This window comes from Sphingobacterium puteale (assembly GCF_003627955.1).
GTDB classification, from domain to species: domain Bacteria; phylum Bacteroidota; class Bacteroidia; order Sphingobacteriales; family Sphingobacteriaceae; genus Sphingobacterium; species Sphingobacterium puteale.
This window is the reverse complement of sequence record NZ_RBWS01000014.1, coordinates 181,554-205,696: the sequence shown is the minus strand read 5'-3', so window position 1 is coordinate 205,696 and position 24,143 is coordinate 181,554. Positions and strand designations below refer to the sequence as shown.

At 42.4% G+C, this 24,143-nt stretch carries 20 protein-coding genes; 6 read left to right on the top strand and 14 right to left on the bottom strand.

Annotation, left to right across the window (positions count from 1 at the left end; translation table 11 throughout):
* Nucleotides 1-98 precede the first annotated feature (98 nt).
* Nucleotides 99-1,031 (bottom strand): alpha/beta fold hydrolase, encoded by a 933-nt coding sequence (locus D7322_RS18725; RefSeq protein WP_121125768.1) that lies wholly within the window; start codon nucleotides 1,029-1,031, stop codon nucleotides 99-101.
* Nucleotides 1,032-1,757: 726 nt separating this feature from the next.
* Between D7322_RS18725 and D7322_RS18715 the strand changes: the two genes are divergently transcribed.
* Nucleotides 1,758-2,900 carry a cysteine desulfurase family protein gene (locus D7322_RS18715; protein ID WP_121125766.1) on the top strand — a complete coding sequence of 381 codons (1,143 nt, stop codon included), beginning with the start codon at nucleotides 1,758-1,760 and terminating at the stop codon, nucleotides 2,898-2,900.
* Here the strand turns inward: D7322_RS18715 and moaCB are convergent.
* The 8 genes from moaCB to D7322_RS18675 form a co-directional block, all read right to left on the bottom strand.
* On the bottom strand, nucleotides 2,897-3,805 hold the full coding sequence (gene moaCB / locus D7322_RS18710; RefSeq protein ID WP_121125765.1) for a bifunctional molybdenum cofactor biosynthesis protein MoaC/MoaB: 909 nt from the start codon (nucleotides 3,803-3,805) through the stop codon (nucleotides 2,897-2,899). The two genes, D7322_RS18715 and moaCB, sit on opposite strands and share 4 nt — an antisense overlap.
* Before the next feature lies 1 nt (nucleotide 3,806).
* Complete coding sequence (locus tag D7322_RS18705) at nucleotides 3,807-4,247, bottom strand: molybdenum cofactor biosynthesis protein MoaE (protein ID WP_121125764.1); 441 nt, start codon at nucleotides 4,245-4,247, stop codon at nucleotides 3,807-3,809.
* Nucleotides 4,240-5,346, bottom strand: a complete 1,107-nt coding sequence (locus D7322_RS18700) for a HesA/MoeB/ThiF family protein (RefSeq protein WP_121125763.1) — start codon at nucleotides 5,344-5,346, stop codon at nucleotides 4,240-4,242. The genes D7322_RS18705 and D7322_RS18700 overlap by 8 nt, the downstream gene beginning before the upstream one ends.
* 3 nt (nucleotides 5,347-5,349) lie before the next feature.
* On the bottom strand, nucleotides 5,350-5,577 hold the full coding sequence (locus D7322_RS18695; RefSeq protein WP_121125762.1) for a MoaD/ThiS family protein: 228 nt from the start codon (nucleotides 5,575-5,577) through the stop codon (nucleotides 5,350-5,352).
* Nucleotides 5,578-5,708: 131 nt separating this feature from the next.
* Nucleotides 5,709-6,443, bottom strand: coding sequence for a sulfite exporter TauE/SafE family protein (locus D7322_RS18690; RefSeq protein WP_121125761.1), 735 nt, complete (start codon nucleotides 6,441-6,443; stop codon nucleotides 5,709-5,711).
* 7 nt (nucleotides 6,444-6,450) lie between these two features.
* Nucleotides 6,451-8,220: an NTP transferase domain-containing protein gene (locus D7322_RS18685; RefSeq protein ID WP_121125760.1), complete on the bottom strand. Its 1,770-nt coding sequence runs from the start codon at nucleotides 8,218-8,220 to the stop codon at nucleotides 6,451-6,453.
* Entirely contained in the window at nucleotides 8,217-9,200 is a 984-nt protein-coding gene (moaA, locus tag D7322_RS18680; RefSeq protein ID WP_121125759.1) for a GTP 3',8-cyclase MoaA, read from the bottom strand. The genes D7322_RS18685 and moaA overlap by 4 nt, the downstream gene beginning before the upstream one ends.
* A 5-nt stretch (nucleotides 9,201-9,205) precedes the next feature.
* Nucleotides 9,206-10,336: an XdhC family protein gene (locus tag D7322_RS18675; RefSeq protein WP_121125758.1), complete on the bottom strand. Its 1,131-nt coding sequence runs from the start codon at nucleotides 10,334-10,336 to the stop codon at nucleotides 9,206-9,208.
* 271 nt (nucleotides 10,337-10,607) lie between these two features.
* On the opposite strand from D7322_RS18675, the gene D7322_RS18670 reads away from it, so the two are divergent.
* From D7322_RS18670 to D7322_RS18660, 3 genes are read left to right on the top strand one after another with little or no spacing between them, the layout of a single operon-like run.
* Entirely contained in the window at nucleotides 10,608-11,078 is a 471-nt protein-coding gene (locus tag D7322_RS18670; protein ID WP_121125757.1) for a (2Fe-2S)-binding protein, read from the top strand.
* 23 nt (nucleotides 11,079-11,101) lie between these two features.
* Nucleotides 11,102-13,393, top strand: coding sequence for a xanthine dehydrogenase family protein molybdopterin-binding subunit (locus D7322_RS18665; protein WP_121125756.1), 2,292 nt, complete (start codon nucleotides 11,102-11,104; stop codon nucleotides 13,391-13,393).
* 30 nt (nucleotides 13,394-13,423) lie between these two features.
* A complete protein-coding gene (locus tag D7322_RS18660) occupies nucleotides 13,424-13,774 on the top strand; it encodes a DUF7009 family protein (protein WP_121125755.1) in 351 nt (116 codons plus the stop codon).
* A gap of 170 nt (nucleotides 13,775-13,944) precedes the next feature.
* Here the strand turns inward: D7322_RS18660 and D7322_RS18650 are convergent, their stop codons facing one another.
* From D7322_RS18650 to D7322_RS18630, 5 genes are all read right to left on the bottom strand, one after another.
* Complete coding sequence (locus tag D7322_RS18650; RefSeq protein WP_183078760.1) at nucleotides 13,945-14,649, bottom strand: NTP transferase domain-containing protein; 705 nt, start codon at nucleotides 14,647-14,649, stop codon at nucleotides 13,945-13,947.
* 130 nt (nucleotides 14,650-14,779) lie between these two features.
* Nucleotides 14,780-16,234, bottom strand: coding sequence for a rubredoxin (locus tag D7322_RS28970; RefSeq protein ID WP_121125753.1), 1,455 nt, complete (start codon nucleotides 16,232-16,234; stop codon nucleotides 14,780-14,782).
* Nucleotides 16,235-16,238: 4 nt separating this feature from the next.
* Nucleotides 16,239-19,760 (bottom strand): nitrate reductase, encoded by a 3,522-nt coding sequence (locus D7322_RS18640; RefSeq protein ID WP_121125752.1) that lies wholly within the window; start codon nucleotides 19,758-19,760, stop codon nucleotides 16,239-16,241.
* Between the two features lie 18 nt (nucleotides 19,761-19,778).
* Complete coding sequence (locus D7322_RS18635; RefSeq protein WP_121125751.1) at nucleotides 19,779-21,083, bottom strand: MFS transporter; 1,305 nt, start codon at nucleotides 21,081-21,083, stop codon at nucleotides 19,779-19,781.
* Between the two features lie 963 nt (nucleotides 21,084-22,046).
* Nucleotides 22,047-22,310: a hypothetical protein gene (locus D7322_RS18630; RefSeq protein ID WP_121125750.1), complete on the bottom strand. Its 264-nt coding sequence runs from the start codon at nucleotides 22,308-22,310 to the stop codon at nucleotides 22,047-22,049.
* Nucleotides 22,311-22,526: 216 nt separating this feature from the next.
* Between D7322_RS18630 and D7322_RS18625 the strand changes: the two genes are divergently transcribed.
* Both D7322_RS18625 and D7322_RS18620 read left to right on the top strand, forming a co-directional pair.
* Entirely contained in the window at nucleotides 22,527-23,087 is a 561-nt protein-coding gene (locus D7322_RS18625; protein ID WP_183078759.1) for an RNA polymerase sigma factor, read from the top strand.
* A 55-nt stretch (nucleotides 23,088-23,142) separates the two neighbouring features.
* Nucleotides 23,143-24,135, top strand: coding sequence for a FecR family protein (locus tag D7322_RS18620; protein WP_121125748.1), 993 nt, complete (start codon nucleotides 23,143-23,145; stop codon nucleotides 24,133-24,135).
* The last annotated feature ends 8 nt before the right edge of the window (nucleotides 24,136-24,143 follow it).

Genomic DNA, 24,143 nt, shown 5'->3' with positions numbered 1-24,143 from the left:
TGAACAAGCGGCGGATAGGTGGCCAAAACGTTTAGTATTGCGATCATGTCAATCTTGGAAGATTTATTTGTTGAGTAGATGGACAATGGTGTTTGCATTTAAAAAGTGGGTGGGGCTGTATTTAGATCTGAATCCAAAAAGTCATTGATCATAGGCGTAAGCCAATCCATTCTATACATTATGCCAATATGTGTTGTACCGGGCACAATCGCTAGTCTGGACTTCGGTAGCCCATGTATATCGCCCATTTTACCACCTCCCAATGCTGTATATAATTCCAGTGCATGCTCATACCGTATTCCATCGGCGTCGCCGATAATTTGAAATAACGGCGCTTTTATCGCTTTTACTTCTTTAGACCAGTCATAAGGTTCGAGATCAATCTGGATTACCTTTTTTACAAATTCCGGAAAGTGTTTGGGATCATTGCCGAGACTGTCGTATTGTTTCTCAATCGGAGATCCCTTGAACATATCGGCATTTATAGTGGAATACATTTTCTCTACATCCGGCCACCAGCCATCATGCCTATAGCTCCCTGATAGAACAATGAGGCGGCGAACCTGATCAGGATGTCTTATTGCTAGCTGATAGGCAATTCCACCACCCATGCTGTAACCTAGGATGTCAGCACTGTCAATTTTCAGATGTTTTAACAACCCAGAGACATCGTCTGCCATACTTTCGTAGCTGATTTTGCGTGAGATATCCCTCGTGCGACCATGCCCCTGCATTTCAGCGACAATAACCTTCCGGTCGGTGAAATACGGAATTATATTTGACCAATTTAATGGAATCGTCATATAGGAGCCGTGCAGTAGCACCAAAGGTTTACCCTTACCATAAACTTCGTAGTACATTTTCAGCCCATTGACATCTGCATATCCGGTTGCCGACGCCGGGAGAGCTTTTCCACTCAATGAATCTTTTCGACTTGATTCCTGTGCTTGTTTCACAGGTGTGTGCACGCAGGACACTAAAAGTCCAAGAAAGATGGTAGTTGTAAACCACAATAGCGTTATTCTTTTCATATTCTTGATTTATTAAATTGTATATTACAAATATATCGACACAGCTGCATTCATCTTAGTCTATATATACGACAATTTCAGGGGGGAATAACGACAGCGGGGTAACTTTTTCACTTCTCATTTTATGAATTAATTAGATATTGGAATTCATGAATGCTGTAACGGTTGTTTTGAGATAAAGCTCACAATAGCGGTTAAAGTGTTCGCTCAAAAGCTATATAGCGAGCTATGGGAGGTATCTCATCGTTGCGAAAATAAACACTTTGGCAGCATAAAAAAACGATTTGCAATGAACAACGCACTTGGATTCCATGATGGTCCAATTTATTGTTCTTGGAAATGGCCAGATCACGGGACTTGAATCCGTGGGGCCGCTGCAACCTGACCATATAAATATGTTAAAAGCAATCAAACAACATTCATGTGTGTGGCCTGTTGTGTGGGAAAATAGGCGAGTTTTGTTATTTAGACGAAAAATGATTATTTTTTTCCATAGAGACAAAAAAGGAAAGATGAAGTCTTTAGATAGACTAGAATATCGGAACGATAGGAATGACTAAATCTATTAGGACCAAAAGAATATGATGAAGTATTTATCATTCAGATGATTATGTGTGTGCTTAATTTTTTATCTTGAGTCGTTTATTGAAGGTTAAAACGCACTAAAATAGCTGTTGAAAATGAGAATGAAAAAGTTTTGATAGAAAGATACTATAGGATAATTAAATGGACAATATAAACTCAAAATTTATCTATCTAGACTACAATGCGACTACCCCGGTAGATGAGCGTGTTTTGAATGAAATGCTTCCATTTTTTAGGACGGGATATGCCAATCCAAGTGGTTCACATCTATTTAGTTTAACCATACAGGATGCTATGGACCAGGCGAGCGAAGACATCGCTGATAGACTGGGTACGCAGCCCAAGAATATCATTTTCACTTCGGGTGCCACAGAATCAATTAACTTGGTCCTAAAAGGACTCCAGTTTTCGTCCAGGAAACATATCATCAGCATTTCCACAGAACACAAAGCTGTTTTGGAAAGCTGCGCTTTTATGGAGCGATCGGGATTTGAAGTTTCCTTTCTAAAGGTAGATCGTCAAGGCATGCTCGATCTCAGATTGCTTAAGGAAAGTATTCGCGAAGATACGCTGTTGATTTGTACCATGCTCGTGAATAATGAAACGGGTATTATCTTACCCATAAAACAGATCAGTGAAATAGCGCATCAAAGCCATGCACTTGTTTTATGTGATGCAACACAGGCAGTTGGAAAAATGCATATAAGTCTTCAGCATCTGGATGTGGATTTTATGGCTTTTTCAGCACACAAATTTTACGGACCTAAAGGGATAGGGGGGCTGTATATTGCCAGTCAAGTTCAAGAGCACGTGATACCTCAAATCCATGGGGGCGGACAGCAACAAGGCTGGCGTAGCGGAACTGTCAATACAACCGGCATCATTGGGATGGCAGCAGCTTTGCGAATTGCGCTGGAAGACTTAGAAGCAGATCAACTCCATATAAAACAGCTCCGAGATCACCTCGAGAACGAACTCCTCGCTATTCCAGATACATTCATAAATGGAAGTACGTCCCATCGGTTATTCAACACGACAAACATCTGCTTTAAAGGTGTGCTGTCAGACCAGCTGATTACTCGATTGGATACAATTTCGGTATCCAGTGGTTCGGCCTGTTCTGCGGTGACCTCAAGGCCCTCACATGTGCTCAAGGCTATGGGTTTGTCAGATTTGGATGCCTTATCATCCATTCGATTTAGTCTGGGCCGATTTACCCGTGAAGTGGAAATCAGCCAGACCATTATGCGGATCAAACAGCTTGTCGAAAAGCTGAGGACTTAATGTCCAACGTTTGCCCTCACTTGAAAGACATGCAGCACCTGTGGAAATAATGCGCTTATACTTTCACGTACACCATTCGGTGATCCGGGCAGGGTAAGTACCAACATGCGATCGGCAAATCCAGAAATACCTCTGGACAACATAGCCGTTTTAACACGCTGCTGTCCGTATTGTCTTGCCGTTTCCATAATTCCGGGAATATCTTTGGTAATATATGGCGCAACAGCATCTGGCGTAATATCTCGATCCGAGAGTCCTGTGCCTCCCGTGAATATCAGAAGATCTATACCAGCTTGCCCATAGTGTTCCAGACGTTCTTGTACCGCGGTCGTTTCGTCAGCAATTACCGCATAGGCAATATCGTGTAAGCCTTGCTGTTCCAAAAGATCGCACAGAAGCTTGCCTGAGATATCTTCTTTTTCTCCTCGGGTTACCGAATCGCTACAAACTACGACGGCAGCTTTAAGCGCTGCGATCCAAGGCAAGGATTCATTGCTCTTACCACCTTTTTTCTCAAGTAATCGGATACCACCTATTTCCACCTGTTTGTCTATGGGCTTTAGCATATCATAAATAACGAGCGCTGCAACAGAGGCGCCGTGCATGGCTTCAACCTCCACACCAGTTTTATAGATCGTATGTACTTCAACTTCAATATGAATTTGTAAGCCCGCTACGGTATATCGGATCGCAGCATATTCTACTGGCAAAGGGTGACAATCAGGGATCATATCGCCAGTTTTCTTGATCGCGAGTAATGCAGAGGCACGTGCAAATTCAAATATGTCGCCTTTCGGAACCTGTCGCTGTTCAATAAGCCTGACGGTATTCTCAGAAGAGACAAGTACTGTGGCCATTGCTATTGCTTTCCTCAAAGTCGCACTTTTATGTGTAATATCAACCATATTATCTATTAATTTTCCATTGATGCGTATCGTCTTCAAATAGTTCTTTACCCCAGATGGGTATTTCTTTTTTTATACGTTCAACAAGTTCGTCACAAGCATCCATCGCTGCACGCCTATGTACTGACGATGTGAATACAAAGAAGCAAATTTCGCCAACCCGTACTTCACCCTCACTATGATAAACATGCATACAGGATAATGGATACTTATCAAATATTGCTTCGCGAATTTCCGCCATTTTAAGGAAGGCCAGTTCCCGGTTTGTCGTATAATCGATAGATTTTACGATCTTTCCATCAATCTTATCAGCCCTAATCTGTCCGAGGAAGATGCTATGTGCACCAATTTCAGGTTTATTATGGTGCTTTGAGATCGCTTCCGCAACCAAAGTGGCCGGAATTGGTCCTTGAAAAAATATGTCGTTTTTTTGTTTAGTCATTTATATAGTTTTCTAAGGCGATCATGCCGCCGTCCAGATGGAATATTTGTTGTCCGGCATCTGTCTGCTCGTAAAAATACTGGGCAGCCAACAGGCTCCGTTTTCCGCTTTGACAGATAAAAACAACGCGTGTATTATCTATATTTTTGATTTGCGCGGGTAAAGTTGAAAGCGGAATGGATAGATGTGGATATGACAGACGCGGAAGTTCATTTGGATCACGCACATCGACAAGGACAACATCCCCTGTGGACCACATTTCAACAAACTCTTTTGCATCTATGGCCTGTATAAATCGGCTCTCCGAAGCACAGTATTGCTCATAATTAAAGGTACTCAACTCTGCTAGCGTTTGTGGGCAAATGGTTTCTGCGTATGCCGTTAAGGGTATTTCAAAGATATAACTGCTATTGTCAAGCATATTGACCGTCATTAATTTATTAATCAAGGCGCTACCGATGCCGGTTAATAGCTTGATGGCTTCGGTTGCTTGTAATATTCCGATCATACCGGGCAATACACCCAATACCCCCGCTACATTACAATCGGGAGCTTCCAAGGACGTGGGAGGTGTCGGGAACAAATGCCGATAATTTGTCTTTATCCCTTCTTTGTCGGCTACATTGAATGTAGCTATTTGTCCTTCATATTGGTAGATCGCAGCAAAAACCAAGGGTTTATCCAATAAACGGCAAGCATCGCAAAGCAGGTATCGTGCAGCAAAATTATCTGTACAATCCATGATGAGGTCGTACGAATGGATCAAATCTGCGACATTGTTCGAATGCAATTGTTCCACCCAGTAATGGATCTCAATATCAGGATTCTGCTGCTTGAGCTTATTCGCTGCTACCTCAGCTTTAGCTCGGCCGATATCGTTGATATCATACAGAACCTGGCGGTGCAGGTTGCTCAACCCGACATGATCATGGTCTATGATACCAAGTGTTCCAACCCCTGCTGCTGCCAGATATTGAAGTACAGGGCAGCCAAGCCCGCCAGCGCCAACGACCAGTACGCGGGCAGCTTGCAGCTTTTGTTGGCCTAATTCACCAAAACCGGGGAGGACATAATGCCTCGAATACCGTTCATTCCGCATTGCTTATCCTCCAGAATAGGGTGGCATTAAGGCAACGATATCATTTTCCTGAAATGTCACTGGTGTCTTAACAATGGTATTGTTCACGGCTATCAACAGGCTACGCTGTGCCAATTCAGCATGGTCGTGCGATAATGTTGCCAATAATTCTGTCGTATCGTTGGCTGTTATATAAAACTCCTTTGCCAATATATCTGTCAAGGAGCCAAAGGTCTTTACTTGGACTTTCATATTTTAATTCATTTTTTTCAAAGTTTCGCCTTTTTTCATTCTTCTTTGCTCATCCTACAATCGAAAGACGTGTTAACTATGCTTATTTTATCCAATTCGGAGAAATAGAGCCATATTGTTTTTCAAATTTATTAAGCCGAGGTAAACAACAATTTATAGGCTGCAACAAACAGAACTGTGGCAAGCACGTATTTTAAAGCATCCTGTTTTAGTTTTTTTGATCCGAGATAAGCCCCTAACAGGCCTCCAAGGAATGCTACGGCAATATACCCCCACATATGGGCATTGAACGATACACCTTTTGTCAGCATACCTCCTAGTCCCGACAATGAATTTACGAAAATAAATGCAGCACTGATAGCCGCAGTTTGTTTTTGATCTGTCCATTTAAGCAGGATCAGAAAAGGGGAGAGGATAATTCCACCGCCAATACCAATCATGCCTGAAAGTAGTCCTACAATGCCACCAATTGCCAGTGCACCATAACTATTGTACGGTTTGAGCTCATCTTCGGCTGGACTTCTGAAAAAGAAAAAACGAAAAATCGGAAAGAGAAGCAGTAGCCCCAGCAATCTCTTGTACAAATGATCTTCCAAGGTAATCATACCGCCTATAAATGCCATGGGAACAGAGGTGACGGCGACCATCAAAAACAAATTTCGTTTGAAATAATGACCCCTGTAATATTGTATAAAAGATGTTAAAGAAACAAAGAGGTTAAGTACCAATGCTGTAGGTTTCATCTCCTGCGGTGCAATTCCATAGAGTGCCATCAATGCCAGATAGCCACTTGCACCACCGTGCCCAACCGATGCGTAAAGAAAAGCCAGAATAAAAAGGAAAAAATAAAAAAGCTCAAATTGCATGGCTCGATTAGGTTAAAAGATGGATAAAAACTTCATCGCCAGCGGCACAACCATTGCTATCCTCTTCGAGAATCAGCAGGCAATTGGCCTGTGCGTAGGATTGGAGGCGATAAGATTCTTGCGCGTGTAATGGTTCAACAGCATGTCCATCGTATCGTGCCTTAAGGAAATGAGTTAAACCGGGCTTTTTACTATAAGCATGTGTTGTATAGGTTTTGATGGAGCGTGTTCGCTCTGGAAGTTGCATGATATGCTCTAATGCAGGAGCGACGTAGAGGTAAAAACAGGTTAGGGCAGAGGACGGATTGCCGGGGAGCCCAAACACCAGCTTTTCATTTCGAGTGCCAAAAAAGAGGGGTTTCCCCGGTTTTTGTCGGATACGATGAAAACGCTGTTTAATACCGCAGGCCTTAGCCACATCTACGACATAGTCATAATCGCCTACGCTGACACCACCAACTAAGAGAACAATATCAGCTGTATCCAATGCATTCTCCAAAGCTGAACGGAGTAGGTTTCTGTCATCCGGCACATGCCGACTCTCGACATGCAGTATGCCTTGCTGCCGCAGGGCGGCTTTTAGCTGATAGGAGTTAGACTCATAAACTTCTCCATATCCTAGTGTCGTACCAATAGGTTTCAGTTCGTCTCCGGTGAGAATAAGCTGTATCCGTGGTGGCGCAGTAACAAGAACATCCCTGCATCCAATGCCTGCGAGATAGCCAATAGCAGCCGGAGTCAATGTTGTTCCCGTGAGCATGGCGATGCTATCAGCCTGCACTTCTGACCCTTTGGGACGCACATTGTCCCCCAATTGGAGTGCTTCATCGCGAATCTGGATTGTATTTGTATCGCTCAAATCTACTTTTTCCTGCATCACTACCGTATCTGCACCTCGAGGCAGAGGAGCTCCAGTATAAATGCGCATCGCCTGTCCTGCTGTCAATATTTTTTCGACCGTGGTTCCTGCAGGAATTTTGTCCACGACAGGAAGTTCCCGCTCTTTGTCGCTATATCGAATTGCATAACCATCCATCGATGACTGCGGAAAAGCAGGAATTGACTGCTTTGCAACAACGGTTTGGGCCAAGGTATAGCCTAAAGCTTCGTCGAGGGGGAACCGTATCTGTTTTGGCGCAGGCAGATGATGATGGATAATATCTTTGGCCTGCTGAACACTGATAAACTGATGGGGGAGATTGAAATAATCGTCTAGCGTATCGATATCATACTTTGCGTCCTCATAAGAAAATACAACCCGATCGTCAGGAAATTGCTCGGCTACCTTTTTGGCCCCCTGTTGTCCCTCAAGACACATCAGATGCTCAAAATATTTTCTGTCAAAAAGTACGGGAGCGCCCCATATTCCTGAAAAACCGGTTGCTACAATACCTTTTTCAGTACTATCGGCCAATTGAATAAGCTGCTGAAAGACATGTCGGTCAACGAAAGGTTGATCGCATAGACTGATTATACAACGGTCCAGATTGGGATGATGTTTTAGCAGATCCCTTAAGCCTATACCAATAGAGGTAGACATTCCGGTTGCCCAATGCGGATTGATTACTACATAGACGTTACTGTCCTTTAACGCCGAGTTGATGGGGTCGGGGTAAGCACCTATCACGACAGATACCCTGGCATCGGGTATCGCCAGCGCTTCCCTACTGATACGCCGCAATAAAGTCTCACCTTCAAATTCGAGCAGCTGCTTCGGGAGGCCGAGCCGCGAAGAATTTCCGGCCGCCAATATGACTATACCTGTTTGCTTTATCATCCACCAATCGTTATCATACTCCGATTCTTGAGAAAATCGGTGTCTATATGTTCAAAATCTGTTGTTAATTGTCCCCCTAATTCCTTTGCTTTGGCACTAATGGTAGCTTGGATCAATGGAAGCACGTCATCGCCGGCCCGTAATGCTTTCAATAGATCGGTTTCACTTGAAGAGAATAGGCAATTTTTGAGTTTACCATCTGCAGTAAGCCGTATCCGGTTACATCCTGCACAAAAAGGGGCGGTCATTGTACTTATAATAGCAATACGCCCAGCATGTCCGGCAATCGAAAATGCTTTAGCGGTATCGTGTGGACCTGCAGGGATCGGTTCTATGGGATAGCTCCGTTGGATAGTCGCTAAGATGTCGGCCTGTGTATATACTTGGTTGCTGGTCCATTTGTTTCCACTGAATGGCATAAACTCGATAAAACGGATTTCTATTGGCTTCATCGCTGTCCATGTAACAAAATCTAAAATCTCATCGTCATTGATGCCTTTCATGACCACCATATTGATCTTGGTATGAATTCCATGTTCAAGCAAAAGGTCTATATTGGCACGTACAAGGTCAAAATAATCCCTTCGTGTGATCTGAAAAAATCTTCCGGGTTGCAAGGTGTCCAGGCTGATGTTGATGCTTTTGAATTTTGCGTCCACAATTTGAGGCAACATGTCCTTGATACGGATTCCGTTGGTGGTCATATGGAGTTCAACCGGAAGTTTGGACAAACGCGCTATAATATTGGCTGCATCCTTGCGAACTAAGGGTTCACCCCCAGTAAGGCGGATTTTGCTGATTCCTTGATCGACAAACAATCGAGCCAATTGCTCAATTTCGTCCAGCTGCATCAATTTATCATTCGGGGTAAAGCTATACTCTTCCTCCGGCATGCAATAGAAACAACGGAGGTTGCAATTATCGGTAAGCGATATGCGCAGGTAGTTGTGTATCCGTCCAAATGTATCTGTCAGCGTCATGTCTTCTAAATTATTGTGGGGTATTCAGTATGTATTTTCGTTTTGAGGAACTTTAATGAAGTTGCTGGCCTATTATTCAACACAGCCTTGATCTCTGCTACGATTGCTATAGCGATCTCTTCCGAAGTTTCAGCTCCGATATCAAGTCCTACTGGGCCGTAGATAATGCTTCGTTGACTTTCGGTAATGGTCATACCAGCCTCTTGCATATCGTCGAACATACGTAGTAATTTGATCTTCGGGCCCAGTGAGCCAATATAAGGTGTCGACGTGTGCATCAAATCTTTAAGGAGTGTGAGATCGTAAGCATAGTTATGTGTCATTAACACAAAAACAGTCCATGGGTGTATGCTTAGACTGGTCGCGATCTCATGTGCCGGAGATACAAGAAGCTTAGTGGCTTTTGGAAAGCGTGAGGCATTGACATGGCTGGCACGTCCATCAATGACCGTAGTTTCCCAACCGAGTACATGTGCTATCTCTACGACAGGTTTTGCATCATTACCAGCACCGGCAATAACCAAGTGCACGGTAGGAACGAGGTATTCAATGAGCACTTCGTTGTTTTTCCCTTTCTCCTGAAAGGAAGTGAGAACCGATTTTCGTTCTCTTTTGGCAAATTGGATATGCTCGTTCAGTGGTGAATAGTGAGCATCTAGGGCAAAAGCCTGCTCCTTCAGATCTTTAATAAGTAAGCGGGTTCCTTTTTGTTCTCCTTGTCTGTCCGTAGAAAAGAACGTAATCAACAAGCCTTCTTCACGCTGTTGAAGCAAGCGTTGCAGCAACGCGATGGGATGATCCGTTCGTTGTAGGTCTACATATTCAAAAAGGATATGAACTATACCGTTGCATCCCAGTTGTAACCCGATTGACGAACCCTCCTCCGTATTTGTATCATAACTGACGAGTCGATTTTTCTGTTGATGGATAGCTAAGAGGGCTTTTTTTAGGGCATCTCCTTCAAGGCATCCGCCGCTGATGGCTCCCGTCATTTGACCGTCTTCTGTTACCAGCATGCGGGCCCCTGGTCTTCGATAGGAGGAACCTTCAACCTTAACCACAGTGGCAAGCACCATCCTGATATTTTCGGAAGCAGCTACATCTGCAGCTAAAACAATGTCTTTAATCTCTTTCATGCAAATACGGGCAAGACAGTGGAACGCGGATACAATGATTAAATCGACAGCAATATGATACAATGCCGTTTATCAAATTTAATGAATTACACGTTAAAAAACACCAAAACTGTAATAATGGTAAAAACATCCGTGAAATGTATAATTATTTGATTAATTTAATTAACGATTTTGTACCACAGAAGAAACTGAATGCTAGCGTATAAGTGGGAAAGCTTATCCCATTTGAACCGATAAATATCGCTTACATAAACAAGAAAAAACAACGATTATGGCAAAATATTCAATTTTAGTAAATGGCAAAAAGCACGAAGTTGATGTGCTTGAGGATATGCCCTTGCTTTGGGTACTCCGTGATATCATTGGTCTTAAAGGGACCAAGTTTGGTTGTGGAAAATCACTATGTGGTGCCTGTACCGTACATCTCAACGATACTGCAATCCGATCCTGTTCATTTCCGGTCTCTGCGATCGGTGAGGGTAAAATTACAACAATCGAAGGGCTTTCAGAGGAGGGTGATCACCCTGTTCAGGAAGCCTGGGAAAAATATGTCGTACCTCAATGCGGCTATTGTCAAACCGGACAGATCATGAATGCAGCAGCTCTTTTGAAGAAAAATGCGAAACCTTCGGTTGCCGAGATCGAGCAAGCTATGCAAGGCAATCTCTGTCGCTGCGGTACATATAATAGGATTAAAGCAGCCATTTTAGAAGCAGCCGGTACACCCGTGACAAACGGCTAGGTATTATCAAAAATATAAACAAGATGAAAATATTAGCTCCTTTTCAAAAAAGAAAAACCGATCAGGTCGATTCGGAGATTTTTTCTGTTTCTAGACGCGACTTTTTAAAAGCCAGCGGCTTGCTTACTGGTGGCTTGGTTCTGGGTGTAAGCTTCTTTAGTTGTGATGACAAAGGAAAAAAAGTGGCTACTGTGGCTCCAAATGTGTATTTAACGATTGGTTCAGATAATAAAGTCACCATTGTCGCACATCGTTCAGAGATGGGGCAAGGTATCCGCACCTCTCTTCCTCTTGTTATTGCCGATGAATTGGGGGCCGACTGGGCTAAGGTGGAAATCATCCAGGCTGAAGGGGATGAGAAAAAATATGGTAACCAAAACACAGACGGTTCCTTTTCTGTACGGATGTTTTATAAACCCTTGCGGGAAGCCGGTGCTATAGCGCGACTACTCCTTCTCCGTGCGGCAGCCAAAGAATGGAACGTTGACGTAGACCAATTGGATACCAAAAATGGACAGGTTATCCAACGGGAATCTGGCAAGAAAAAGGATTTTGGAGATTTGGTAGAAACTGCAAAAACTCTCCCTATCCCAAAAGCCAGCGAAGTGAAACTAAAAGACAGGCAGCAGTTCAATATGATCGGCAAAGAAACACCGATCATTGATTTGCACAATATTGTTACTGGAAAAGCCGTGTTTGGAATTGACGCAGTTGTCGAAGGGATGAAAATTGCGGTCATTAAGCGATGCCCGGTGGTAGGCGGTAAAGTAAAATCCGTAAACGACAGTAAAGCCCTGGCCGTTCCGGGCGTTCTCAAGGTAATTACGATTAAGGGTGCCGGATTGCCAGCCACCTTATCCAAACCATTGGCTGGGGTAGCTGTCATCGCCGAAAATACCTGGGCTGCTATAAAAGCCAGGGACTTGCTGGAGGTGGAATGGGAAATGGGGCCCAATGCCGGCTACGATTCAGCCAAGCAGATCGAAGAACTTAAGCAGGTGGTGGCGCAGGCGGGAACACTCCGTCGTAAACGTGGCGATTTCAACGCCGCAAAAGCGAATGCAAAAAAAATTATTGAACACACTTATATTGCACCTTACCTGGCGCATGCAACCATTGAACCGCCCTGTGCTTTGGCTGTCGTGAAAAACGGAAGCTGCGAAGTGTGGGCCTGTACACAGAATCCGCAGGGAGCACGTGATGCGGTAGCCACCGAACTGGGGATAGCAGTGGACAAGGTGAAAATGAACGTAACCCTCCTCGGGGGCGGATTTGGCAGAAAGTCAAAACCTGACTTTATCCTGGAGGCAGCCATATTGGCCAAAGAATCTGGTCTGCCGATCAAGGTGCAGTGGACACGTGAGGATGATATTCGTCATGATTACTACCACGCCATGAGTGTACAGCGTATTGTCGCCACCATCGACAGCCAAAATAAACTAAGTGGCTGGGCCCATCATATTGCTAATCCGTCTATCTCTGCAACTGAGGATCTATCTGTGGTACAACCCAGTGATGGTGAATTAATGTTGGGAGCCTCGGATTTCCCTTACAATGTTCCGGCGATTAATATTGCCACGCATGATGCAAAAGCCCATCTGCGGATTGGCTGGTTGAGATCTGTGCGCAATATTCCACAGGTTTTTGCCGCTGCGACAATGCTCGACGAAATTGCTGAAGCAAGAGGTATGGATGCTGTTTCGAATGCCCTGGAGCTACTCGGTGAAGACCGCCACATTACTTTTGAGCAGGAACTGATCAAGACAAGCTATCCCAATTATGGTGAAAAGATCGAAGATTACCCTTGGGATACAGCACGCATGAAAAAGGTGATCGAGCAGGTAGCTAAGCTTTCTGGATGGGGTAAATCCATGCCGGCAGGGAGTGCACTTGGCTTTGCAGCACATAAAAGCTTCCTAACCTACGTTGCCTGCGTGGTGGAGGTAAATGTGGATCAGAACAAAAAAATCAGTATTCCCAATGTTTACTATGTTGTCGACTGTGGGCAAGCCGTCAATGTGGACCGTATCAAATCGCAATTTGAAGGTGGTGCGCAATTTTCGGCAAGTCTGGCACTCAAAAGCACGATCACGGTAAAAGATGGTCAGGTAGAGCAGGGTAATTTTGACGGTTATCAGATCATTCGAATGCCTGATTCCCCAAAACAGATCCATGTGGATATTATCGATAGCGACGCAAAACCGACCGGAGTAGGAGAGCCTCCTGTACCGCCATTTACACCGGCACTCTGTAATGCGATTTATGCGGCAACAGGGAAGCGGATCTACACCTTGCCAATTGATCTAAGTATTTAAAAAAAAAGAATTTGAACAAAAAATATAAAAATGAAAATAAGGATTAAGGATAATTCCGTTAGACTGCGATTGACGATGTCTGAAATCGATAAACTTGGCAATACTGGTGAGGTTGACTGTCGAACCGAATTTATCAATAAGCCCTTTGTATATCGTATTGTGCAAACGGATACTGCAGAACTCATTGCCTCTTTTGTTGAAAATGAAATTGTGATCGGATTACCTACCAATATGATAAAGGAATTGGTGGACACAGAAAGAATAGGTTTCGAAGGTCAGTCAGGACCGGTTAAAATACTCGTCGAAAAGGATTTTGTTTGCATCGACAATACCATGGAGGATCAGAGTGACAACTTTCCGAATCCGAGTCTCAAATGCTGATCATGTCGACAATACAGCGACGTATTTTCCGGAGGCAAATGTATTTGTGTCAGTCAGCAATGTAGTAAAAAAAAGCAATATGCCGGCGTCTAAATATGTGAAGATCAAAATTGAACAACAAAATTCTGAGAGATACAAAAAGGTAGACGAAATGCTTATTGCGAGGCACTTCAGCTGCTTTGACTTTTCTTTGTTATCATAGCCTCTGCAATTTTGGCTTCAGTAGGTGTATTAACGTTGGTAAGGGTTTGCAGATCAGGTGCTTGAACGCACAATGCATAATATTCTATCAGAACCTGGCGTGGAGATAATCTATTTTGCGCAAACATCTGCTGGATTATAGGCAGACTATAGGGTTCCCAAATCGCAAACAATGGCTCGGGCAAATTGTCCTTTGAGCTTATAAATGCAGTGGCAATCCTTCGAGGGTCACGTTTTTGGATTAAGTAATCGACTGCTTCTGGTCCCAGTATGGGTAAATCACAAGCGACGACAAGCCATGCTTGCTCTGACTGAAATTCAAAAGCGGTCAAAATACCGCCCATAGGACCTATATCTTTATAACGATCGGGAAGCCACGCGTAGTTTGACGCCATCTTTTTACCGACGGCTATTTCATCTAACTGTTCTGGACGACAAGAAATGTAAACGTCTTTACAGTAATTCCGTAATAAATCGGCTAAATAATATACTTGTTCTTTACCGTGCCATTTGATCTTTTCTTTTGGACTCCCCATGCGTTGACTTCTGCCGCCGATAAGCACCAGGCCATTTAAAGGATGTGTTCTATTATCATTAGGAATTATCATGATTGTTTTTAATGGATCAATCTTATTGAAGATACATATTTTACCGCAAATTTGAAACGCTTCCATCAACGAGGCAGTTGATGATTTTGTTAAACTTGACGGCATGAAATCCGTTGCAGCATTTTTTAAAGTTTACAGTGTATTGACTGATCGGCGATGTGAAACGGTCGTCAGGAAGACGATGTGCCTTTACTGGCTATTTTATCAATCTGCTGAAAGTAAACTTTTCGCTTTCACAAATACTACAGCAATATGTCGCAGGCAGATCTTCAAATGAGGTCCCTGCGGCGATACCCTGTGTACTATCCCCCCAAATGGGGTCGTAAATTGTCTGACAGGCTGGACATTGATAGGTAATACTAATCAGATCAGATTTTTCCGTGGTAGCCGGAATATGGATATTCGAAAATTCTCGAACTGCTTCTCGACCTTGAAGCTGATAAAAATCTTCACACAGCGCCAAAATTACACCTGTGAGTTCTCCGCGCTCCACGCGTTTACGGTAAGTGACAAAGTCTCTTGAATTGGGGTTAAAATCGTGCGTATGTTCAACTTGGAACCAAGATTTATTATCGCTGGAGTCAATGAAACGCAAAATTACCGAGCCCCAAATCCCGCTCTTGGGATGCATTTTAATTCCAAAACACAGTTTATAAGTACGAATGTCCAACCAGTTCAGATGGTGCACCAATTCCTGCTTAAGGGCTAATGCTGTGGGATCAAAATCTTCCGTCATCCAATTGAGCTCATTGAGGGCATGACGCAAGTTAATCCGATGTCGATCCAATACGACGTCCCAGGATGGTCTTGTGTTAACTTGAATATCTTTGATAATGATTGACTTCCATGGTGTAGTATAGAGTTGGCCAATCCTGTGTTGCATACAGAGGGCACATATATCGCGCAGAAAAATGATTGGGAAAGTTTCAGAGCGCCGATATACCCCCAACCAAAGTCTATCTTGATAAGTGTTAAATCCTTCATAATAAGGAAGTTTAAATGTGGTTTCCGAAAAGGGTTGCCCTATGGGCTGAAAAAGAAATTTTCCAGATGCAGCGGCTAATCCCTCCAATTTTTGACCAAGTTGTTGTCCTTCATCTGCTGTTGTAACCATTGTTTCAATCATCATCGATTCCAAAAATTGACTGAGTCCTGCAATATCGTCAGTATTTACTAAAGTTGACCAAGAATGAAATAACGTGCTTTTGGGAAATCGAAGCTGTAGATGCCAATAATTACTAAGTTCGGAAGTGATGAAATTTAGATTTCCAGTATAGTAGGGTACAAGAGATTGAGTAGAATCCACAATATTCACCTTTAACCTTGGGTTGAAATCAAAACTATCCAGCACATCTTTATATACCCCTTCACGTATCCACGAACTTTGATTGAAAAGCCCATCTGAGACATAAGAACTTACAATATTTGGATATACCTCCTGGCAAATTTCATAAGCAAACTCCTGATTGAGCAATGTGTACTCCAATTCTTCAAGTTGTACATCATTTATCCGAAAATACATTTGCTGCCTACTACCGAATTTAACCTCTGTTATACCCGCTTCTTCCAGCGGGATCAATAGGTTGGTAAGTTCTCCTGGAGAGATTGCACCCCCCGAGAGGTTAATCTTAACAAACTGTTCGTTTTTCATTGTTTTACTTTTTATAGGATTTTATCTCCTGATCCTTTTCTATTCTATAGTTTTCCAGAATGCGCTTAACCTCGGGTTTACAAGATCCACAACCCGTTCCCGCACCAGTCAATGTACATAACTCCTGAAGATCGATACATCCATCGCTCATACGTCGCTGTAGGTTTCCTTCTCCAACCTGACTGCATGAACATACCAAACGACCAATGACATCTTCTTTTGCGGCACCACCTCGTAGCAACTGCAGACGTTTCTCGCTTAATTCAATCTTGTTTGCTATCAAGTTTTTAAATTCGAGAAATTCATTTTTGTCTCCAATTAAAATGGCACCGACAAGTCTATCCTGATAGATAATACATTTTTTATAATAACGCTTAGCCTTGTCGATAAAAATAATCTCTTCATAGTCTTCATTTGGCGCTTCAGTCAAACCAATGCTACAGAGGTCAAAACCTTGTATTTTGATAATATTCATAAACAGGCTTCCCTTGTAATGGCTGCTGATATCACCTTGATGGTAATGGGCTACAATAGCTGCCTGTTCTTCGGCCGCTGCAGTAATACCATAGAGTGTTCCCTCAAATTCAGCAATCTCACCAATAGCATAGATTGCAGGGTCACTGGTTTGCATATGATGATCCACAACCACGCCACGCTGGCATATGAGATTAGCCTCTTTAGCCAACTCAATATTGGGAGTAGTGCCAATTGCCAAGATAACAGCATCGCATTTTATCTGTCTTCCGCTTTTTAATTCGATCTTTGTTAGCTTATTGCGGCCACAGTATAGCTGAACTTCATCATTGTAGAATATATCACAACCGAGATCTACCATTTGTTCATGAAGCAATTGGCTTCCCAGAGAATCAAGCTGCCGGTTCAGAAAACGCGAAACGCGTTGCACAATGGTGATTTTCGTTCCATTCTCACGGAGTGAAGCTGCCATTTCAAGTCCCAATAGACCTCCGCCCACGATAACGACATGTGCCTGTTCGGGAAGGTACCGTTTCAAAAGATCGGCATCCGTACGACGGCGCATTGTAAAAATACCGGGCAATTGCGGTACATGCTTTGGCAGACTGGGGCGGCTGCCTGTCGCAAGAATCAAGACATCATACTGTGTTTTAATTCCCCTGGAATCCCAGATGCACTTATTGTCTCGGTCAATAGTGTTAACCTGCACACCACGTATATGTTTTATATCCAGTAAGGGCTCCTCGGCATCTTTCATCTTGACCAATTGCTCCCATTTAAGTTCTCCGCTCACATAATGTGGTAACATAACACGATTATAGAAGGGCAGATCCTCATTGCTAAAAATGACAATTTCATCGGTCTTGTTTAACTCCCGAAAGGAACGAACAAAGCCATGTGCTCCAGCACCAGCACCAATAATAACAATACGTTCTTTCTTCTTCACATGGGCTTCAACACGTACAGCACAAAATTTAAAGTCAGGTTCCTTGGAAATAGGATCCACTAAATCGTTGGTCAGGTTATTGGCTCTATGAAGATCAGACCCCAATAGCTTGCCCCAATGCATCGGCAGAAAAACCACTCCGGGCTTAATCGTCTTACTAACCCGTGTCCTGACACGAACTTCCCCTCTTATGGAATAAACATTTGCCAATTGTCCGTCAGCCAAGTTCAGCGTTGCGGCATCGTTTGGGTGAACTTCCAAAAATGCAGCCTGGATATGCTGATTAAGCTTACTTACCTTACCTGTTTTCGACATCGTATGCCATTGGTCACGGATTCGTCCTGTTGTCAGGATAAGCGGAAAATTTTGGTCAGGCAGTTCGCTGTAATGCTGATCAGGAGGGCTATGTAATTGTGCACGACCGCTCGGAGTAAGAAATTCTTTGTCTTGAAAAAGACGTGTTGTTCCTTGTTTCTTTTTCAGATCAAAAGGCCATTGTACGGTTTGCAGGCTGTCAATAAGTGTATAATCTAAGCCGGAAATGTCAATACTTGTCCCAGAGGTTAACTGTGCATGTTCTTTATAGATATCCTCAGGTGTAGGATATGAAAAACCTTTAAAACCCATTTTCTGTGCAAATCGTGAAAAGATTTCTGCATCAGGAAGAGCTTCGCCCGGGGGTGAAATAGCCTTATGCAGGTGACTGATCCTGCGTTCTGAATTCGTCATTGTACCTTCTTTTTCGGCCCATCCAGCTGCGGGAAGAATAATATCTGCAAAGTCCAGTGTCTGGGGCTTATTTGATATCTCCTGAACGACGACGAATTTAGCCATTTGCAATGCTTTTTCCACAAGCCGTGCATTGGGAAGGCTGGTGAGGGGATTGGTGCAAATAATCCAAATTGCTTTCAATCGCCCGTCGGCTAATGCTTCGAACATTTCGGTGGCTGTTAGCCCCGGTTTGCCGCTCAGAGTAGTGCCAGACCAGAACTGTTGAAGTTCATCGCGATGTTTTTTATTATCTATATCACGGTGAGCGGGCAGGAGATTGGCAAGTCCGCCAACTTCTCTGCCTCCCATAGCATTGGGCTGCCCAGTTAGTGAAAAAGGACCACTTCCCAGCTTCCCAATTTTCCCTGTGATCAGGTTGAGATCAATTAGGCTCAGGTTTTTGTTAACACCTACCACACTCTGATTCAGGCCCATTGTCCACAAACTCAAAAAGCCTTTAGATTCACCAATATAGCTGGCTGCACGCTCAATATCCTCTGCTGGGACACCGCATATTACAGCAGATTCCAATAAAGTGCGTTCGAACACCCGCTCTTTGTACACTTCATAACCTTCGGTATGATCGTTTATAAAACCAAGATCTATATCTCCCTGTTCGATAAGCAATCTTCCTATCGCATAATTGAGTACGATGTCCGTTCCCGGATTAATCTGCAAATGCAGATCAGCCAATGCGCAGGTATCCGTAATACGAGGGTCTACAACAATAATTTTGGTTCTTGGATTTTTAGCCTTGTGCGCCTCAATACGTCGCCAAAGGATCGGATGGCACCAAGCGGGATTGGCTCCTTCGACCAGAAAGCAATCAGCAAGCTCGATATCATCGTAACATATCGGCACGCTATCTTCTCCCAGCGTTTTTTTGTAAGCAGCAACAGCACTGCTCATACAAAGACGAGAGTTGGTATCAATATTATTTGTGCCAATAAATCCCTTGACCAGTTTATTGAGGATATAATACTCCTCCGTAAGGCATTGTCCGGAAGCATAAAATGCCACCGTGTCAGGGCCATATTTTGCAATCAATGTACGAAAGACGGCTTCAGCACGATCCAACGCCTCATCCCATGAAACGCGTTGAAGCGGACTGGATCTGTGATGGCGCATCTGCGGATAGAGGAGCCTGTCTGAGCGATCGTTGACTGTATATTGCAGGTTCATGCCTTTGCTACATAATTTGCCTTGATTGACAGGGTGTTCGGTATCACCGGTAACGGAAATCAGCTGATTTTTCTCGACCGATATCTTCACCCCACAACCTACACCACAGTAGCAGCAGGTACTTTTATACACACTGTTCGACTCTTTATTCATAGGGGAAGGATGCTAATTTTATACTTCTAATGACACATTCTGAACGACAGTTTCAGTTCGGGGGTGAAAGCGAACGAAGAGGACAGTGAGGCCTATGACAAAAACACCGATACCAATGTACTTAAAAGCATCAGCGTAACTAAGCGTTTCAGATTTGAAAAGAAATCCGACTAACATGGCTCCTATATTTCCTCCGGCACCGACGATTCCACTCACACTGCCAATGTTATCCTTGTTAATGAATGGAACTATACCATACGTACAGCCGTTCGCCATCTTAAGGAAGAGTGCAAAGAGCAACATCGTAATTATAGCAAGAAGTAAGGTATTGGAAGTGGCGAACAGGCTGATACCAATTCCTTCAAGAAGCAACAGTATGCCCAAAATCAAGCCTTTACCTTTAATACCGTAACTCCGTCCTACTTTATCACTTACGATTCCGCCAAGTGCACGGGCGAATAGGTTCATGCCGCCAAAGATACTAGCCAGAGCTCCAGCCAAGATAATCCCTGTATCAAAACGATCCATGAAGAATGTAGCAGCGACGTTGTCTACTGTGATCTCTATTCCGAAACAAGCTGCATAGGCGAGTGTGAGGATCCAGACGCGATAGTCCTTTAATGCGAGCAAAAAAGAACCATTTTTCTTTTTGTTTGTTGCCTGACCTGCGGATAGTTTATTGAAATTACCTTGTGGTGTATCTTGTGTGTACTTATAATAGATATATGCCATAATGAGTAGGATAGTACCCGGAACAACCATGGCAATCCGCCAAGAATCAGATTGACTAACGAAGCCCATGCCAACGAACGCTGCAGCAATAAGCGGCATCACCAGGTTGGTGACCCCGCCGCCAAGATTGCCCCAGCCTCCCGTAACAGCATTTGCCGTACCAATAATGTTGGGCGCAAACATCATTGACGTGTGAAATTGCGTAATCACAAAAGATGCACCGATAATACCGATGAAAAAACGGAATAACAAAAATGACTCGTAACTATTACTTAATCCAATTAGTAAAACAGGGATGGAGCCTGCAACTAAGAGGATTGTGTATGAAATCCGTGGCCCCAGTGTATCACACATCTTCCCGACAAATAATCGTGCGATAATGGTTGCTGAAACAGATGCAATAATGATATTTCCGATTTCATTTTTAGTCAATCCGAGTTCCTCTCGCACCAGTGGCATAAGTGGGGCAATACCAAACCAGCCAAAGAAACAAAAGAAAAAGGTGATCCATGTGATGTGAAAGGTACGCATCTGTACCCCCTTAAAAGAAAAGATACGGAGCTTGTTAAGAGGTTGATCTTGTAGGTTCATGATTTAATAAGTTTATGGGTTGATGATTGAAATAATTAGCTAAATTTTCATTTTTATTGTTTTTTTTATTTGTGTATAGTTGGTTTTTGTTGAAATAAATTCTATAAAAATGTTTTTATCTTATTTTTTTAATAAAAACATGGTGTGTTATCTTTTTTTTTTGTCTAGGATAAATGGTTTTTTTTAAAAAAAAACTCACCATTTAACATAATAATATGATATTTATCATGTTATTATGTAATTATTTATATCAAATTTAATAATAATATTGTATAAAACATGTTTTTGTTATTTTATTTTTTGTTTTTATGCTTGTTTTTCTGTTATTTATAAGTGATAAATGCTTTTTTTGTGATAAAAAAAATTTTTTTATGTATAAAAATGATTAAAAATTGATTTGTATTGTTGTTTTAAAGGTTTTTGGTTTATTTTCACTTTGGAAACGAGAGTTTTTGGATTTATTTTGGTTAAAATTCTTAAAAATCTGCTGTATAAATGGCGTTAGTATTATCTGATGGATTTACAAAGGGATTTTTATCAGAATTTTTGATGTGTAAATTTCTAATTAGTATAACTGGTATTGTGTGTTAACTATTGATGCAAAGCCATGTAGATTTTTTTCTTTCGCTAAGTTGCATGATATCTCTCAGCTTTAACAATCATGTCAATAGCGTTCGTTGGTTTTATCGATCTATTGACCTATGGGCATAATAAATCTATTCGATCCAGCTTCTTCTAAATACTGAGTTTTCTAAAGTATTTTTTTACAATACACCTATTAATTAAAACACTTTCTTTAAAGGGTTAAATCATCAATTTGATTTCACTAATCATATTTTTAAAAAAACGGGAACGCAAATAATCACAAAAAAATTTAATGACCGTATGTCTTACCAAATGGTAACGGTGACTTGCTGAAGAGAAAGTTTGCCTTTAGTATTTTTGATCACGCGTATCAACTAATTAAGATTCAATTTCTTTCTTGTCTAAAACAGTTCGCAATGCTTTGTATACTCCCAAAAATAGGATGATCAGGCATGTCAGTGTGAGACCAAGATATTGCGCAACCCAAGCGATAAGAATTGCTACAATATGGATCTTGCCGTTTTCCGGCCTGAACATCTCCCCTGTGGAAAGATAAAAAGCAAAAGTAGCGAACACAGCCAACCAGATCAGGGCATAAATATAATGCAGTGGATTTTTACTGAATTGGTATTTGCTCAACATAGTTATCTTTAATTTAATTTTAAATATACAGAGGTTTGTGTTTGTTTATGAATGGAATTACAATTCGCAAGATGAGATTTATGAATCGTTGGGTAGTGACGGTGTCTTTTGAATAATCCAGTTCTTTTGGAGAGGTCATATTCGAGGTGAAAAAGATGGAGTATTAAAGGTTAATATTATTTGGAATAGATCTAAATAATTATTTATTTTGCGCACTTGGATGCAATACAAACATGGAACTCGATTAAAACCGGCGATAGCAACAGTTTTTTGGCCTTATACGACTCGTTATATACAGCCCTGTTCCGCTACGGATTGAAAATTAATGCTGACCGTGAAATTGTAAAAGAATCCATCCATATCGTATTCTGTGACCTATGGGAAAAACGGGAAAAATTACCCATACTAACTACAGATCCAAAATATTACCTTTTTGTATGGCTAAAACGCGTGATCTACAAACAGCGTGCTTACCAAAAAATACCACTGGAAGACCTGTTGCACACACCGACGGAAGATTCGATCGAATCGCAAAAAATCGCAATTGAAGAAACATTGGAACGAGATCAGGCGCTGCGCGCTGCAATGGACAACCTGACGAAAAAACAGCAGCGCTATATTGAGCTAAAGTTTTTTCATAATAAGAGTTATGAGGAAATCGCGGACATGGAAAATGCTGCACTGAGAACAGTTTATAACGTTGTTTATGAAGCGATCAAAAAATTAAAAGGCTCACTATCAGTTATTATTGTTGTTGTTTTAAATTTTTCCAAATAAAAATAGGTAAAAAAAGAGCCTTTACTGCACTATTATATAAACGCAATATCGAGCAATGGAACAACCTACTTTGGAAAAACTGATCTGTGATGAATCCTTTATCAATTATTGTCTGCAAGCCAGGCTTGAGGATATGGAATATTGGAAACAATGGGTTGATGCAAATCCACAGCACCGGCAGCTTGTAGAAGATGCGAAAGGATTAGTCGAATTGATGCAGACTGGTCCAAGCCGGGCCGAGATAGCGGAGGAACGTGCCCGACTTCAGGCCTTTATCCATAAAAATGACACTCCCGTACATCGTTTACGGAGTTACAGGTGGATTGGCTATACCGCTGCGAGTCTCCTATTCGTATCCATGGGTTTTCTGTTCTTAAAACAACAGTTGCCGCTAGCGGAAAATGCCGCTCAAACTGAATTTGTTAGCCAATTGGTACCGACCGGTAAGTATATGAATGTCCTTTTGAGCGATAGTACCAAAGTGAAGCTCGGCCCAACGTCTACACTGCGATATCCGAAGAATTTCAATGGCGATAAACGGGTCGTAAGCCTCAATGGTGAAGGCTATTTTGAGGTCGCACATAACGCCCATAAGCCTTTTATTATTCAAACAGGTGAACTTGAAATCAAAGTGTTGGGAACTTCTTTTAATGTACACGCCTTTGAAAACGATAAACTGTCAAAAATAGCATTGTTTACTGGAAAAGTAGAAGTTTCAAACGGAACAAAGAGACTACAGCTCATTCCGGGGCAGGCAATTGTGTATCATAAAAACAAAGCGATCTTTAGTGTTGAATCATTTGAAGCAGCTAAAGAAAAGGAAATTATGGCGGGTGTCCTGCATTTTGAGAAGGCTACTTACCAAGAAATAGCCCGACAGCTAAACCGAAAATATGGTATCATCGTGCCCGACCGGCCGGATATCGAACTGATGTATTCGGGGACCATAGGGCATGAGCCGTTGGAAATGGTGCTTGAAAAGCTTTCCTTGACAACAGGCTATCGGTTCAGCATCGAATCCAATACACTTATCGTTCGCAAAAAATAACATCATAT

Excerpts from the sequence above, each read along its gene's own strand:
- D7322_RS18725 (WP_121125768.1), bottom strand. The coding sequence starts at position 1,031 with ATGAAAAGAATAACGCTATTGTGGTTTACAACTACCATCTTTCTTGGA.
- D7322_RS18715 (WP_121125766.1), top strand. The coding sequence starts at position 1,758 with ATGGACAATATAAACTCAAAATTTATCTATCTAGACTACAATGCGACT.
- moaCB (WP_121125765.1), bottom strand. The coding sequence starts at position 3,805 with ATGGTTGATATTACACATAAAAGTGCGACTTTGAGGAAAGCAATAGCA.
- D7322_RS18705 (WP_121125764.1), bottom strand. The coding sequence starts at position 4,247 with ATGACTAAACAAAAAAACGACATATTTTTTCAAGGACCAATTCCGGCC.
- D7322_RS18700 (WP_121125763.1), bottom strand. The coding sequence starts at position 5,346 with ATGCGGAATGAACGGTATTCGAGGCATTATGTCCTCCCCGGTTTTGGT.
- D7322_RS18695 (WP_121125762.1), bottom strand. The coding sequence starts at position 5,577 with ATGAAAGTCCAAGTAAAGACCTTTGGCTCCTTGACAGATATATTGGCA.
- D7322_RS18690 (WP_121125761.1), bottom strand. The coding sequence starts at position 6,443 with ATGCAATTTGAGCTTTTTTATTTTTTCCTTTTTATTCTGGCTTTTCTT.
- D7322_RS18685 (WP_121125760.1), bottom strand. The coding sequence starts at position 8,220 with ATGATAAAGCAAACAGGTATAGTCATATTGGCGGCCGGAAATTCTTCG.
- moaA (WP_121125759.1), bottom strand. The coding sequence starts at position 9,200 with ATGACGCTGACAGATACATTTGGACGGATACACAACTACCTGCGCATA.
- D7322_RS18675 (WP_121125758.1), bottom strand. The coding sequence starts at position 10,336 with ATGAAAGAGATTAAAGACATTGTTTTAGCTGCAGATGTAGCTGCTTCC.
- D7322_RS18670 (WP_121125757.1), top strand. The coding sequence starts at position 10,608 with ATGGCAAAATATTCAATTTTAGTAAATGGCAAAAAGCACGAAGTTGAT.
- D7322_RS18665 (WP_121125756.1), top strand. The coding sequence starts at position 11,102 with ATGAAAATATTAGCTCCTTTTCAAAAAAGAAAAACCGATCAGGTCGAT.
- D7322_RS18660 (WP_121125755.1), top strand. The coding sequence starts at position 13,424 with ATGAAAATAAGGATTAAGGATAATTCCGTTAGACTGCGATTGACGATG.
- D7322_RS18650 (WP_183078760.1), bottom strand. The coding sequence starts at position 14,649 with ATGGAAGCGTTTCAAATTTGCGGTAAAATATGTATCTTCAATAAGATT.
- D7322_RS28970 (WP_121125753.1), bottom strand. The coding sequence starts at position 16,234 with ATGAAAAACGAACAGTTTGTTAAGATTAACCTCTCGGGGGGTGCAATC.
- D7322_RS18640 (WP_121125752.1), bottom strand. The coding sequence starts at position 19,760 with ATGAATAAAGAGTCGAACAGTGTGTATAAAAGTACCTGCTGCTACTGT.
- D7322_RS18635 (WP_121125751.1), bottom strand. The coding sequence starts at position 21,083 with ATGAACCTACAAGATCAACCTCTTAACAAGCTCCGTATCTTTTCTTTT.
- D7322_RS18630 (WP_121125750.1), bottom strand. The coding sequence starts at position 22,310 with ATGTTGAGCAAATACCAATTCAGTAAAAATCCACTGCATTATATTTAT.
- D7322_RS18620 (WP_121125748.1), top strand. The coding sequence starts at position 23,143 with ATGGAACAACCTACTTTGGAAAAACTGATCTGTGATGAATCCTTTATC.